Genomic DNA, 14,425 nt, shown 5'->3' with positions numbered 1-14,425 from the left:
TCCCTCCATTTATTAACCTTTTATTCCGCTCCCCTTGACTCCATCAAAAACATACTTCTTAAGCATAAGAAAAACTATTATCATAGGTAGTATTATCATAGCTGATAATGCCATAAGTAGATGGTAGTCCGCCCCTACTTCAGTTGTAAATTTGCTTAAAGCCGTAGGAAGAGTTCTCATTTCATCAGAATTCGTCATGACCATAGGCCACATAAATGAATTCCAACTATTTATTACCTTTAAAATAGCCACAGTTATTATAGCTGGTTTGGCTATTGGTAAAACTACATTAATTAAAAATTTAAAATCTGAGCATCCATCAACTTTACTGGAATAGTATAATTCTTTTGGAATACCTATAAAGTGCTGCCTTAAAAAAAATATAGCAAATACACTTGTACACCAAGGAAGTATCAATGCTTTATATGTATCTATCCATCCAAGCTTACTTAATATCACAAAATTAGGAATCACTAAAACTTCCCCTGGCACCATCATAGTCCCCATAAGTATGGCAAATAAAATTCCTTTACCTTTGAAGTCTAGTTTTGCAAAAGCAAAAGCTGATAATATACATGTTATAAGCTCTCCAATAGTTATGCATATGGTGACAAATGTACTATTAAAAAAGTATCTTGGTAAATTTCCATAAGTTAATACCTCTTTGAAATTCTCTATAGAAAATTCTTCCGGAAAAAATGTTGGAGGTATTCTTAAAATTTCTTCTGGTGTTTTCATTGACGAGAGCACCATCCATATAAATGGAAATGTTATAAGCAATGCTCCTAAACTAAGAAAAATATATATAGCAAAATTTTTCTTCTTATTCATAATAATTAAACCTTCTTCCAACTCTAAATTGAATAATAGAAAGTATGGCAATTATCATAAATAAAAGAAATGCTGCGGCAGAAGCTGAAGCAAATTGCCATTTCATATAAAATTTATCAAAAACATAATAAACTATAGTAAGTGCACTTTTAAGAGGACCTGGCTTTTTATCGTATAACACAAAAATTTCATCAAAGATTTTTATACTGCCTATGGTTGATGTTATGACTAAAAAAACCAATGTAGGTGCAAGCATTGGAATAGTTATATTCCTAAAAATCACAAATTTTCCTGCTCCATCTATCCTCGCTGCATTATAATATCTTTCATCTATAGTTTGAAGTCCTGCAAGTATTATAAGGGTTTTATAACCAAGACCTTTCCATATGTTTAAAAAAACGAGCATAGGCATGGTCCATTTTTCATCTAATAAAAAGCCTTGACTTTGATATCCTAAAAAATTTATTATCATATTTAAAAATCCATATTCACTATGAAAGATCCATCTCCATACTACAGAAATAGCAACAGATGCAGTTACAAATGGTATAAAATACACGCTAGTAAAAAAACCCTTTAGTCTTTTTATCTTATTTATATTGATAGCAACTATCAATGCTAAGGCAATTGATAAAGGAACTGACAAAGCAACATAAGTAAATGTATTTTTAATAGCAATATAAAAGTTTTCATCTGTAAGTACGTTAATGAAGTTGTCAAGTCCTACTTCATATACTTCATCTGTCACATAATTAAACTTTGTATAAAATCCCATAGCAAAAACCTTAAACAAAGGGATAAGCTGAAAAACTACTATTATTAGCATGCTTGGAATTAGATACAAATAATTCTTATACCACTTATTCCTCATCTTCATAGAACACATCCCCTATAAGTTTATTGTCTTTATATATATGAAAGGATTTCACCTTAAATTTGCCATCGCCATCCATACAATGAATATGATTACCATAAACTAAGGATAATCTTCTTTCACTGCATTCGATTACACTTATTACATCTTTACCTAAAACTTTTTCTTCTATAAGTTGTCCATTAATATTTCCATTCTTGTCTGGAACTATATTTTCAGGTCTTATTCCTATTTCAACATCATCCATATTCTCTATTGAAGGCACATTAAACTTTAACCCTTCACCCTGAAAAACATTATTTATAATCTTACCTTTTACTAAATTTATTTTTGGTCTTCCTATGAAAGAGGCTGCAAATATAGATTCAGGTTTTCTATATAATTCCTCTCCATTACAATACTGCATTACCTGTCCGTCTTTCATTAGCAATATTTTATCCGATATAGACATAGCTTCTTCTTGATCATGAGTTACAAATAATGTAGTTATTCCAACTTTTCTTTGTATAGCTTTTATCTCTTCTCTCATTTCTACTCTTAACTTCTCATCTAAATTACTAAAAGGCTCATCCATTAAAAGTATACTAGGTTTCTTTATAAGGGCTCGTCCTATAGCAACTCTCTGCTGTTGTCCACCTGAAAGCTGATTTGGTTTTCTATTTAATAAATTTTCAAGCTTTAGCAATGATACTATCGGCTTTAAAACCTCTTCCTTATCTTTTTTTTTCATTTTTTTAACTTTTAAAGGAAAAAGTATATTTTCTTTTACGGTCATATGAGGATATAAAGAATAGTTTTGAAATACCATTCCTATACCTCTCTCTTCTGTAGGTATATCTTTTACATTTAAATTATCAAAAAATATCTCTCCGCCACTCTCTTCTATTAATCCACTTATCATAAATAAAAGAGTGCTTTTACCACAGCCACTTGGACCTAATATAGATATAAATTCTCCATTCTCAACGATTACATTAACATCATTAACAGCAGTAATTTCATCAAATTTTTTATATAAATTTTTTAAAACTATCTTCATTTAATTCACCACTTTTATTAATATAAATTTTACATTCACCAATCTATAACTTATCATCTTATTCTTTTTTTATCAAATAGCCCTTTATAATAGATGCTTTACCATCTATAGAAATATTAAATAAATTATAATTTTCTTTATTTTAATGTTATAATTTTTAAAGTATTATCTTTACTTAAAAGTTTGAGGGGGAAAATCATTATGCATAGAAATAAAAAGCTTATTATTGTATGTCACTGCATATTGAATCAAAATTCAGTTGTTAAACCTCTAGCTAGAGCTAAGGGAGCTTTCCCTATTGCATCCATGCTTTTAAAAGACGGTATAGGTTTTATCCAACTTCCATGTCCAGAATTTAAATTTTTAGGTATAGACAGGCCTTCTATGACAAAATCTGATTATGATTGTCCTGAATACAGAACCTTATGTAGAAATCTCTTCCTTCCATTTGTTGATGATATAAAAGCATATATTAGTAATGGTTACGAAATAGTTGGAATTTTGGGAATTAAACATAGTCCTACCTGTAGTGTGCGAGGACGTCAAGGAATATTTATTGAAGAAATAAATTCTTTATTAAAAAGCAATGATATAACCCTAAAATCTTATGATATACCTGAATCTTATAATGAAGATAGTGAATCATTAGAACTATATCATGAGATAAAGTCCGCTTTTAACCTTTAAATAATGTGTAAAATTTTAATTTGTATAAAAAAAACCATAAGAAAGGAGCAATTCGCTGATTTCTTATGTTTTTTTTTTGCGTAATATGCTTTTATAAACATTTGTTTTATAAAATCCATTACTATTTTGTGATAAAATATATCTGCAAACGACATTTTATACGAAAAGGAGTCCTTAATTTATGAAAATTCTTACACAAATAGGAATTGTACTTGGTATATGCTTTCTAGGTGAAATGATTGCATCAGCATTACCTTTTTCTTTTCCTTCAAGTGTTATAAGTATGATAATTCTATTTATTCTTCTTATAACTAAAGTTATTAAAACCGAACATATAAAGGAAAAATCAGACTTTCTTTTAAAAAACATGGCTTTTTTCTTTATCCCTGCTGGAGTGGGCATAATGTCTAATTTCGAATTTATAAAAAGCAGTATAATTCAGATACTTATAATATGTCTTATAACTACTATACTTACCTTTGTAGCTACATCATTTACTGTACAAGCAGTCTTAAAGCTTCAAAGAAAAATAAGGGGGAATGCATAACATGGACTTTATTTGTAAATCTCCATTGTTTGGAATAGTACTTTCAATACTTGCTTTTGAAATAGGTCTTTATATAAATAAAAAATTAAAATCCCCTATTTTTAACCCACTACTAATTTCTATAGCACTTATAATATTGTTTTTGTGTATTTTTAATATTCCATTAGAAAACTTTAATGTAGGTGGAAATATGATTTCATTATTCCTTGCACCTGCTACATCAGTATTAGCTATCTCAATATATAATCAAATAGATATGCTTAAGAAAAACTTTCTTCCTGTAATATCTGGAGCATTTGTGGGATCTTTAGTATCTATGGGTAGTGTATTTTTACTTTCTAAAGCATTTGGGCTAGATAAGGCTTTAACTGCTTCATTGATACCTAAATCAGTTACTACTCCTATAGCTATAGAGATATCTTCACAATTAAGTGGTATCGTTCCAGTAACTGTAGCAGCTGTTATAATAACAGGTATATTAGGTTCAATACTTTCTCCTGTATTAATAAAAATATTTAGGGTGAAAGATCCAATGGCAGCTGGTATTGCAATAGGAACCTGCAGCCATGCTGTAGGAACTTCAAAAGCTATAGAATTAGGCGAAGTTGAAGGCTCTATGAGCGGCGTTGCCATATGTATAGCTGGAATAATGACAGTTATAATTTCCTTATTTTTATAATTTAAAAGCATTGAAATAAAAGATAAAGGTTATATCTTTTGTTTCAATGCTTTTATTGTATTACTCAAAATATTTTTCTACTATTTCCTCTGCTAAGTTTCTATATAAATTTGATAAGTTTATAAGAGATAAAATATGTAATATTAATTCTTCATTCTCATCTTTCAAATTTTCAATTTGAGATTTTTCATTTTCTAAAAACTTTTCTAGATTTCCTTTGGATTTTTCTAAGTATTTTGAATACAGGTCTGTAAGCTCTTTTTCATCATTATTTTCTATAAGTGTACTTAAAACATTTTTTATAGAATTTATAGGTATACCTTGTTTTAGATTATATATAAGTATTAATAATATTATATGATTCATGGAATACTTCTTATTATGGATTGGAGGCAGTAGTTTATCTTTAGCATAATTATTTATCATAGTCTTTGTCAGATGTTTATTTTTATCCGATTTTTCTCCTTGGTCTAAAATGTTGTCAAATAGAGTTATAACTTGATCCATATACAAATCCAATTTGGGAATATCTTGAATTTCTATTGTTTTATTATTCTTTATTTCATCTAATATACTTAATAATTCCTTATTCATATTATCTCCTCCTTGTAACATAGTTTCTATAACTATGTATAATTGCCTCTATATATTATAGTAATAAAGATTATAAAAAAAGTCAAAATTTTTCACCTATATCTCTTGTTTATTTCCAACTTATGTTGTATCATATTAATATAACCTCATATAGTTTTCAAAACCATATGTTGTGACTAAGGAGTTGATTTAATGAAAAACACATACAGAGAGCCTATAAATGGTTTTACTCATTTATTTGGTGCATTAATTTCTTGTGTAGGTCTTGTATTTATGCTGGTAAAGGTATTATCTCAAGGAGGAAATTATGCTGCTTTAAGCGGTGCATTAATCTTTGGTATTAGCCTTATATGTCTTTACACCGCCTCTTCTATTTATCATTTAGTAAATGGTACAGATAAGGTTTTAGCATTTTTAAGAAAACTTGATCACTCCATGATTTTTGTTTTAATAGCAGGTACTTATACTCCTATATGTCTTCTTTGTCTTGATGGCACTCTACGTATAGTACTTCTTTCAGTAATATGGAGTCTCGCTTTAGCAGGAGTGGTATTCAAAATGTTTTGGTTTAATGCTCCAAGGTGGATATCCACAATTGCTTATATTGGAATGGGATGGATTGCACTATTTATATTCTCTCCACTCTCAAAAGCTTTACCTTTCATGGGATTCTTTTGGCTTATTCTTGGTGGTGTTATGTATACTGTTGGTGGCATTATGTATGGATTAAAAAGACCTAATATATCCGATAAATTTGGCTTTCACGAACTATTTCATGTCTTCATACTTTTAGGTAGTTTAAGCCATTTTATATTGATCTTTAATTATATATTGTAAAATAATACAAAAATAAGAGCTTATAATAAAGAAAGTTATAGCTCTTATTTTTTTATATAATTTTACCTAAAAACTTGTCGCTTCTTTTTCTTAACATATATTATATTTCTACATTTTTATTATAGAATATATGATATTCTATCTTTGTAGAGATTTCTAATAATCAATATTTAAGGAGTGTATTATATGAAAGGTTTACTCCAAAAATTAAAAATTTCAAAAATAGAGTTTTTTCTTATCTTAGGTTTCTTCATATCAGCCTATTCTTTCAGTATAACTATAAGCTCTTGTTACAGATATTATAGAATAGCCGTAGAAAGCAATAAATTTTATGATGATTATTTATTGACAACTCTAATATCTAAAGACTCAGCTTTAAACCTATCAGATTATATCAAATCTTTCACGGATAATGATATAAATGACTTTTCTCTAAATCCTATAGCTTCCCATGGAGAGCAAAAGAATGTAATGACTTTTAATAAAGTTTTTTTAGCTGGTGATGGATTCGATATCACAAAATATGCAGATATATCAGGTCGCTATCTAAATAAAGACGAATTAAAAAGCAATAAAAAACTTGCAGTTATAGGAGAAGCTTCAAATCAATATTCAATTAGGCATGATGATAAATCCTATGTCCAATTGTTTAATGATTTGTATGAAATAACTGGTGTCATTAGAAATTCTAATTTCTTTATAGATACCTCCATAATCCCTATAATGTCATTAGGCTTTGAAGCTTCTACTTATGAATCTTTGAGTTTTCTAGTAAATAAAACTCACTTTAATTCTTTAAAAAACTTAGAAAACTCCTCTTTACATATATCTTTCAAGGAAATACCTCAAAAATCAATTGTAAAATATATAGTAGATAATGTGCCTAATTTTAAAGAAATTAGTTATGAAATCTATCTTGGTCTTATTAATTTAGTCTTATTTTCATTTTTCTTTGCCAATAGTATAAAATCAAAAATTGCTATTATGAAAGTCTTAGGGGCAAAGAATACAGATATATTTAAAGAACTTTTAAGTAGTATCTTAAAGCTGTCTACTACAGGAATAGTTTTGGGGCTCTTATCTTCATATATAACTATTCATTTTATGAGTACAGCATTCCCTAGAACCTACTCCCCATTAGGCATAACTAACATTTCTATAACATTTTTAATTGTATATCTTATATCCATACTAGTGTCTATTGGTATTTTATTTAATGTTATGAAATTTAAATTGATGAAAGATATAAGGTGATGATATGAGAGATAAATTTTTATTTTTTGATTTTAAAAGAAGTAAATTTTTAAATTTATTAATAATCATGCAAGTATGTCTTTGGCTATTTTATATAGCATCCTTGATATCACTATTTAGATTTGATAGTTCCTATCACTCTAGATTTGAACGCTCTATTGACACTTCTAATTCAGCAATGATGGTGTTTTATAAGATGATTCCTAAAGCTACCACTGAGGAAATAAAAACTGATTATATAGATAAAATACAAAAAACTTTAACCTTATTACATAACAATGGATATGAGCATGGTACTGTTAAGCGAGATCCATATACTGAAATACCTTTAGATGTATTAAAATCAACGAATAAAGATGTAAAGAATAACTTTTCTTTAGGTCAATCCAGCGATAATATGGTTATAAAATTTAATCCTTCTGCTATAAGTCACTACAATAATAATATAATAGGTGAAATTTCAACAAAAGACTGGATTACAAAGAATGATTATATCCCTACTGTTCTTGGATTTAATTATTCTAAAAAATTCAATATTGGAGAATCATTTAGTTATGATAACAAAACTTACTTAATTAAGGGATTCTTTAAAAAAGATTCTCTTACCTTTGATTATAGCGATGCCGTAAATAGTTCATTTCTATTAAATTCATCTATTGTCATTCCTGGTGAAGATAAAGATTTTTTTGAAAATTTTAGCTATGAGCCTATAGTCATCTATCCTTCAGCAAATAATACTTTAAATCTGAAGGACATAGAAAAAATTTCTTCTTCAATTTCTTCTGATATAGTTGTAAAAGATTTGAATGAGGATTTAAATATTTTTCTAACTGAAATAAAATCTAGGAAACTTTTTGAAACCATCAGAATTTTAATTATTACTTTAATAGCTACTGCTTCTATTGTTGCAACAATTTCTTATAAAATTACCAGTGATAAAGATAGGATAGGTTTGCTTTTCTGTTTAGGTATAAAAAAAATAGAAATATTCACCATATTTTCAACAGAATTTATGATTAATATCTTAATAGGTATATTATTAGGAAGCATGTTTTATATAAAAAATTGTAAAAAAGTATATTCATTTTTTATAAACGAAAACTTGCTTTCAAATTTATATATGTCTATAGGTATCTTATTAATAATTGTATTAGCTATTATTATATTACAATTTAGTGAGGTCAATAAATTAAGTCCTAAAGAAATGGTAGGTGGATTTGTAGAATGAGTATTTTAAAATTAAATAACATCTCAAAAATATATGGTAAGGGAAACAATGCTGTAAATGCACTTAATAATTTAAGTTTAGAGATATCACAAGGAGAACTCATTGCAATTATGGGCCCTTCAGGATGTGGAAAAAGCACTCTTTTAAATATACTAGGTTGTATTGATTACCCCTCTAGCGGACAGTATTTTCTCTTCGATACTCCTATAGACTTTAAAAAATTAAACACTCTATCAGACATTCGTAACGAAAAAATTTCGTTTATATTTCAAAACTTTGCACTTATTAAAGATTTAACTGTTATAGAAAATGTTATATTACCTTTGAAATTTAGACGTATTCCCCTTAAATCAAGAAGAATAGTTGGTGAAAAATATCTAAAAGAGCTTGGTATTGAAAGCTTAGCTAAAGCCTCTATAAGAGAGCTTTCTGGAGGTCAACAGCAAAGAGTTGCTATTGCAAGAGCACTTGCTCAAGAAACTGATATTATTTTAGCTGATGAACCAACTGGTGCTCTTGATGAAGAAAATAGCATTAAAATAATGAACTTATTAGTATCTCTAAACAGAAAATATAATAAAACCATTATAATAGTAACTCATGATAATGTAGTTGCAAGTTTTTGTGATAAAACTCTATATATGAAGGATGGTTCTTGGACCACTTCTCATAATATTACCTCTAAATTTTCCAAATAATTCTAATCACAAATATCTCTTTCTTTCTATAGAGACTATTCAGATCTCTATTTTTGAATCTTTTTAAAATTTAAAATATAAAAAAACTCTATTTTTTAATATATAATAGAGTTGTACCAATAATGGTACTTATAAATACAAATGAAAGAAAAGAGGACAATTCTATGATAAAATTAATAGCTAGTGATATGGATGGTACTCTTCTTGATGGAAATGGAAAACTAAATGAAGAATTTTTCCATGTATTTAAAAAGCTTAAAAAAAATAATATAATTTTTGCAGCTGCCAGCGGAAGACAATATTTTAATCTTGCTGAGAATTTTAAACCAGTAAAAGATGATATGCTATTCATCTGTGAAAATGGTACCTATGTACTTCATAAAGATAAAGAACTTTACTCTAACGTTTTAGATAAAAGTTATGTTGATGCTCTTATAGAACATGGACGAACTATTGAGGGTTGCGAACTTGTACTTTGTGGCAAAAAATCTGCATACATTGAAAAGAGTTATGAAAAATTTATAACAGAAGTGGAAAAGTATTACTTTAAATATACTATTGTAGATGACCTTACAACTGTTGATGATGATATTTTAAAGGTTACTCTATGTGATTTTCTAGGTGCTAAAGAAAATAGTAATAATATAATTTCTCCAACGTGGGGGTCTAAACTTCATGTTGCGGTATCTGGTCAAATATGGCTTGATATAACTAATAAAGGTGCTAATAAAGGTGTTGCCTTAGAACATGTCCAAGAGAAACTTAATGTGTCTTATGACGAAACCATGGTATTTGGAGATTATTATAATGACTTAGAAATGCTAAAAAAAGCTCATTATAGTTTTGCTATGGAAAATGCTCCTGAAGAAGTTAAGGAATCATCTAACTTTGTAGCTAAAAGTAATATAAATAATGGCGTTTTAGAAGAGATAAAAAATAGAATTCTTTAATGATTAAATACAGCAAGTTTTCCTTGCTGTATTTTCTTTTATTTCCATTTATATGCTATAATATTATTGGTCATATGACAATTTAATTTGGGGGAGATTTTATGCTATATAGAAATTATGGTAAAACTAACGAAAAAGTATCCACATTAGGTTTTGGTCTTATGAGACTTCCTTTATCAGATGGCAAAATAGACAGGTCAAAATCTAGTGAACTTTTAGACTACGCTATATCAAGAGGGCTAAATTATTTAGATACCGCTTATCCATACCACAATGGAGAGTCAGAGGAATTTTTAGGTGAATATCTAAAGTCACGTAATATTCGTGAAAAAGTATTTATTGCAACTAAACTTCCAAGTTTTCTTATAAAAACTAGAGATGATTTTGAAAAATATTTTAATGAGCAGATGAAAAAACTTCAATTGGATTATGTTGATTTTTATCTAGTCCATGCTTTGAACAAAGAGTATTTTGAAAATGTGAAATCTCTTGGAGTTTTTGAGTTTCTTGATTCCTTAAAAGCTCAAGGTAAAATCAAACATGTAGGTTTTTCTTTCCACGACAAATTAGAAGTTTTTAAAGAAATTGTTGATTCTTACCCTTGGGAATTCTGCCAAATACAATATAATATCTTAGATGCAAACTATCAGGCAGGCGAAGAAGGCTTAAAATATGCTACTGATAGAGGTCTTGGACTTGCTGTAATGGAACCTTTAAGAGGTGGAAGGCTTGCTTCAAATGTTCCTAAGGACATTAAAGAGCTTTGGGATAGTGCCGAAGTTAAACGAACTCCAGCTCAATGGGCCTTTAAATATCTTTGGAACAATGAAAATGTAGATGTGGTTTTAAGTGGTATGAATGATTTTGATCAAATAAAGGATAATATAGATACTGCCGAAACTACAGATGCAAATTCCTTATCTCATTCTGAAACAGAACTTATTGAAAAAGTTAAAGAAAAATACATTTCAAAAATAAAGGTAAACTGCACCGCATGCAGGTACTGTATGCCATGTCCAATGGGAGTAAACATTCCTAAAGCTTTCGACTATCTAAATAATGCCTCTTTGTTTGATGATTTATCAACATTTAAAGAAAACTATATAAAATCCCTTAAAGATAAAGAAAGCCCTGTAAATTGTATTAAATGTGGAAAGTGTGAAACTATTTGTCCTCAACACATAGAAATAAGAAAATCTTTAGAAGAAACTATTTCTGTTTTTAATTTATAATAAAAAAATGGGATGAAAACTCATCCCATTTTTTATATAATTGTTACTATAATAATAGCAGCTTTCTCCATGTTTCTTTTCCCACAATACCATCTTCAGTTAACCCATTATCTCTTTGAAATTTCATTATAACTTGTTTAGTTCCATAACCCAAAATGCCGTCTGCTCCATAAGGTAAGCCATATCCAAGTGATGTAAGACGTTGTTGCATTATTCTTACAATGCCTCCTGTATTACCTATTCTGAGCATAGGACATACTTCTAAAGTATTCTCATCAGCTATTCCTTGTATAATCTCAATATTACCTCTTTCCTTGCTACATTCTTTTTGAAGCTCTTCCACCCAGCTTTTCCTGCTTTTCTTTCCTATAATTCCATTAACTATTTCACTAGCCATAGCTTCTGCATTATACAATTCCATGTCTTTTTCATTGTCTATAAAACAACATTCTATCACCATAGCTTTCATTACCGTTTTTCTAATAACATATAATCTTGATCCATCCTTAATTCCTCTGTTACGATATCCCAGACTAGATATATTTTCCAAAATATCTAGAGCCTCTTTAAACTTTCTAGCGGCATAGGTATAAATCTCTGTTCCATATGCAATACCATTAAAAGCATGCAGATGTAATGATATATATAAATCTCCCCCCTCTTTGTTAGCAGTTTTAACTCTATATTCTAAGGATTCGTGCAATGTAGCTGCATTATCAGGACTACATACTATAACTCTATGTCCTATAGCTTCCAATTTTTCTTTTATCTTATAACCTATTTCTCTAGTGCATTCCTGCTCTTTTCTGCCACAACCTTCCGTACCTAAGTCAGCTCCGCTTAACGTATGTCCCATATCCAGTAAGATTTTCATTTTAGACCTCCTTCTTAATTTCTGTACATACTACATAGTGTGCGAATCTTTAATAACCGTCACTTTAAAATTTTAATTTTTTACGGTAACACAATAGTTATAAAATTTTTATATGATTCCTTAGATATAACTTTTTTATTTTATTGTATAAAATTTTTTAAAGTGTCTATAATTTAGAAGGAGTTTAATGCTATAACCTATTTTTATTTTTTTATAATACTCCCTCTATTTTAAAAAGCTAGATACGAATCTGGCTTTTTTATTTTCTTTGTATCTTTTCCTACTATATCAACATAATATACCCTACAGCAGAATTCTCTATTTCTATATTTGTCCATTTTCATATATCATTAAACTACTCTTACCCTTCAAGACCCCCCATAAAACTTTAAATACTCATCTTTGGAGGTATTTCAAGTTTGCATTTAATAAACTATGTACATCATTCAACTTTGAATATGCGGTATTAAATATAAAGTTATCTTCTTGGATTTTCAAAAGATGGTGGTGTAGGGTTCAGAGATTCATGATTAGGCCCAGGAGTAGATAAATTAAAATATAGTTTAGAGTCTTAAGTAACTCCAAAATCTTTATTTGAACCTGTATTTTGAACCTTATTTAAAGCTTCTCTAAATAAAGCATTATGAGCCTCTTCTCTATTTAGTAAGAAATCAATTGTTGCTCTTACTTCTTTATCTTCTATTTGTCTATATAAATATTCATAAACTACTTTAGCTCTCTGCTCAGAAGCTATATTGGATAACAAGTCAGCAACTAAATCCCATGTTACTGTGACATAATCAGATGTCCAAGGTGATCCTGATGAATTAATTAGAACTGGTGACAAATCACATTGTACATATGTTTGAATTTCACCACTATCAACTTTTTCATTACTGTATTATTTAACTTTCAAATAACGTCTATATCTTCTTATCTTATAATTGCGAACTTATTTTATTAATAATATAGAAAAACCTTCTCTTAATTTCAGGTCATTAGCGCATCTTCTATAAACTTAAGTTATTTTTTCTTATCTACCCTTCCTATATAAATTGCATATTATAATTTCCATTACACACAATAACTTTGAAAGGATGATATTCTATGAAAAAATATATTTGTATATTGTTAATTTTGATAGGATTAACATTTAATCCATTTGTTTCAACGACTGCATTTGCCAAAAATATATTCAATGAAGGCATTTATACATCAAGTGATTTTAACTTCTCATCTAATGAAACTTATTTTGTGCAGAATATTTCATCAAATAATAGTGCTCATATTACCATTTATAATGAAAATCAACTTATTTTACAAAGTATCCATCTAAATCCTAAATCAGCTAAATTTGATTTAATTCCTCTTAAACCTAGTTATAGAGTTGTAATAGTTGGAAATGGCAAAATATTCATTGATAAAGATACCAGATAAATTCTTTTATTATTTTATTGTCATATGAGTGTATAATCTTACGTAAGTATCCTCATATGACGTTATTTAATGCTATTTCAATATAGTGCTACAATTTATTGTCCTACCCACCATTTCATAACATCCTCAGAAGTTTTATGAATAGAGCTTTAAAATTAAGGCTAATTAAAGAGAACCCTTGTAAATATATAGAACGTCCAAAAAGAGAAAAATTCACTCCGGATATATTAACTCCTAGTGAAATCTCTACAATAGTCAATAAGCTAGATTTATCTAATGAATATGATTATATGTTTTATATTGCTCTTAGATTAACTCTGGAACTTGGACTTAGACGTGGTGAACTTGAAGGTCTTGAATGGAATAATCTTAAGCTTAGTGAAAACTCATTAATTATCAAAAATAATATGATATATAGTAATGGTCATGTATATTTAACTACTCCTAAAACTATTGAGAGTATAAGAGAGTTAGATTCCATGATTTAAGACATACTAATGCAACCTTGCTTTTGCAGCAAGGAGTAAATTCAAAAGTAGTTCAAGAAAGATTGGGTCATAAAGATATAGCTACAACTTTAAATATCTATTCTCATGTAAATAAAAAAATGCAGAAAGATGCCACTGACAAACTCACAGACATTCTTCACTTTTAGAATGTCAAA

17 protein-coding genes and 2 pseudogenes are annotated in these 14,425 nt (G+C 28.5%); 12 read left to right on the top strand and 7 right to left on the bottom strand.

Translation table 11 applies throughout. From position 1 onward, the window contains the following. Window positions 1-12: 12 nt before the first annotated feature. From KQH81_RS06925 to KQH81_RS06915, 3 genes are read right to left on the bottom strand one after another with little or no spacing between them, the layout of a single operon-like run. Window positions 13-831 (bottom strand): carbohydrate ABC transporter permease, encoded by an 819-nt coding sequence (locus tag KQH81_RS06925; RefSeq protein WP_027637997.1) that lies wholly within the window; start codon window positions 829-831, stop codon window positions 13-15. Next, window positions 824-1,708, bottom strand: a complete 885-nt coding sequence (locus KQH81_RS06920; RefSeq protein ID WP_230029133.1) for a carbohydrate ABC transporter permease — start codon at window positions 1,706-1,708, stop codon at window positions 824-826. Before KQH81_RS06920 ends, KQH81_RS06925 begins: the two co-directional genes overlap by 8 nt. Further along, complete coding sequence (locus KQH81_RS06915; protein WP_051196190.1) at window positions 1,692-2,744, bottom strand: ABC transporter ATP-binding protein; 1,053 nt, start codon at window positions 2,742-2,744, stop codon at window positions 1,692-1,694. Before KQH81_RS06915 ends, KQH81_RS06920 begins: the two co-directional genes overlap by 17 nt. A 201-nt stretch (window positions 2,745-2,945) precedes the next feature. On the opposite strand from KQH81_RS06915, the gene KQH81_RS06910 reads away from it, so the two are divergent. From KQH81_RS06910 to KQH81_RS06900, 3 genes are all read left to right on the top strand, one after another. Continuing rightward, on the top strand, window positions 2,946-3,431 hold the full coding sequence (locus KQH81_RS06910) for a CD3072 family TudS-related putative desulfidase (RefSeq protein ID WP_027637995.1): 486 nt from the start codon (window positions 2,946-2,948) through the stop codon (window positions 3,429-3,431). A 181-nt stretch (window positions 3,432-3,612) separates the two neighbouring features. Further along, the gene (locus KQH81_RS06905) at window positions 3,613-3,978 is read left to right on the top strand and encodes a CidA/LrgA family protein (protein ID WP_027637994.1); all 366 of its coding nucleotides are present in this window, start codon (window positions 3,613-3,615) and stop codon (window positions 3,976-3,978) included. 1 nt (window position 3,979) lies between these two features. Further along, window positions 3,980-4,657, top strand: a complete 678-nt coding sequence (locus KQH81_RS06900) for an LrgB family protein (protein ID WP_027637993.1) — start codon at window positions 3,980-3,982, stop codon at window positions 4,655-4,657. 60 nt (window positions 4,658-4,717) lie between these two features. On the opposite strand, the gene KQH81_RS06895 is transcribed toward KQH81_RS06900, so the two are convergent. Further along, window positions 4,718-5,251, bottom strand: coding sequence for a DUF1836 domain-containing protein (locus tag KQH81_RS06895; RefSeq protein ID WP_027637992.1), 534 nt, complete (start codon window positions 5,249-5,251; stop codon window positions 4,718-4,720). A gap of 192 nt (window positions 5,252-5,443) precedes the next feature. Between KQH81_RS06895 and trhA the strand changes: the two genes are divergently transcribed. The 6 genes from trhA to KQH81_RS06865 all read left to right on the top strand — a co-directional run bounded on the left by trhA (window position 5,444) and on the right by KQH81_RS06865 (window position 11,450). Further along, entirely contained in the window at window positions 5,444-6,088 is a 645-nt protein-coding gene (trhA, locus tag KQH81_RS06890; RefSeq protein ID WP_027637991.1) for a PAQR family membrane homeostasis protein TrhA, read from the top strand. Between the two features lie 186 nt (window positions 6,089-6,274). Next, a complete protein-coding gene (locus KQH81_RS06885) occupies window positions 6,275-7,342 on the top strand; it encodes an FtsX-like permease family protein (RefSeq protein ID WP_027637990.1) in 1,068 nt (355 codons plus the stop codon). Window positions 7,343-7,346: 4 nt separating this feature from the next. After that, the gene (locus KQH81_RS06880; RefSeq protein WP_230029132.1) at window positions 7,347-8,570 is read left to right on the top strand and encodes an ABC transporter permease family protein; all 1,224 of its coding nucleotides are present in this window, start codon (window positions 7,347-7,349) and stop codon (window positions 8,568-8,570) included. After that, a complete protein-coding gene (locus KQH81_RS06875) occupies window positions 8,567-9,268 on the top strand; it encodes an ABC transporter ATP-binding protein (protein WP_035770422.1) in 702 nt (233 codons plus the stop codon). Before KQH81_RS06880 ends, KQH81_RS06875 begins: the two co-directional genes overlap by 4 nt. A 164-nt stretch (window positions 9,269-9,432) precedes the next feature. Continuing rightward, on the top strand, window positions 9,433-10,218 hold the full coding sequence (locus tag KQH81_RS06870) for a Cof-type HAD-IIB family hydrolase (protein WP_027637988.1): 786 nt from the start codon (window positions 9,433-9,435) through the stop codon (window positions 10,216-10,218). 101 nt (window positions 10,219-10,319) lie between these two features. Beyond that, complete coding sequence (locus KQH81_RS06865) at window positions 10,320-11,450, top strand: aldo/keto reductase (RefSeq protein WP_074845867.1); 1,131 nt, start codon at window positions 10,320-10,322, stop codon at window positions 11,448-11,450. 46 nt (window positions 11,451-11,496) lie between these two features. Here KQH81_RS06865 and KQH81_RS06860 read toward each other — a convergent pair whose 3' ends face one another. From KQH81_RS06860 to KQH81_RS06850, 3 genes and pseudogenes are all read right to left on the bottom strand, one after another. After that, window positions 11,497-12,324: an N-acetylmuramoyl-L-alanine amidase gene (locus KQH81_RS06860; RefSeq protein WP_027637986.1), complete on the bottom strand. Its 828-nt coding sequence runs from the start codon at window positions 12,322-12,324 to the stop codon at window positions 11,497-11,499. A 257-nt stretch (window positions 12,325-12,581) separates the two neighbouring features. After that, window positions 12,582-12,742 (bottom strand): annotated as a pseudogene (locus KQH81_RS06855) (IS200/IS605-like element IS200H family transposase); the annotation flags it as partial. Between the two features lie 60 nt (window positions 12,743-12,802). Continuing rightward, window positions 12,803-13,216, bottom strand: a pseudogene (locus KQH81_RS06850) (manganese catalase family protein); the annotation flags it as partial. 245 nt (window positions 13,217-13,461) lie between these two features. Here KQH81_RS06850 and KQH81_RS06845 point away from each other — a divergent pair. The 3 genes from KQH81_RS06845 (at window position 13,462) to KQH81_RS06835 (ending at window position 14,416) form a co-directional block, all read left to right on the top strand. Beyond that, window positions 13,462-13,761 (top strand): hypothetical protein, encoded by a 300-nt coding sequence (locus KQH81_RS06845; protein WP_326839256.1) that lies wholly within the window; start codon window positions 13,462-13,464, stop codon window positions 13,759-13,761. 137 nt (window positions 13,762-13,898) lie between these two features. Continuing rightward, a complete protein-coding gene (locus KQH81_RS06840; protein WP_027637984.1) occupies window positions 13,899-14,249 on the top strand; it encodes a site-specific integrase in 351 nt (116 codons plus the stop codon). Between the two features lie 17 nt (window positions 14,250-14,266). Beyond that, window positions 14,267-14,416, top strand: a complete 150-nt coding sequence (locus tag KQH81_RS06835; protein ID WP_230029131.1) for a tyrosine-type recombinase/integrase — start codon at window positions 14,267-14,269, stop codon at window positions 14,414-14,416. Window positions 14,417-14,425 lie beyond the last annotated feature (9 nt).

The sequence above is a fragment of the Clostridium cadaveris genome (genome assembly GCF_020911725.1).
Lineage (GTDB): Bacteria > Bacillota > Clostridia > Clostridiales > Clostridiaceae > Clostridium_X > Clostridium_X cadaveris.
Note: the sequence above shows the minus strand (reverse complement) of the source record. Positions and strands in the feature narration are given on the sequence as shown.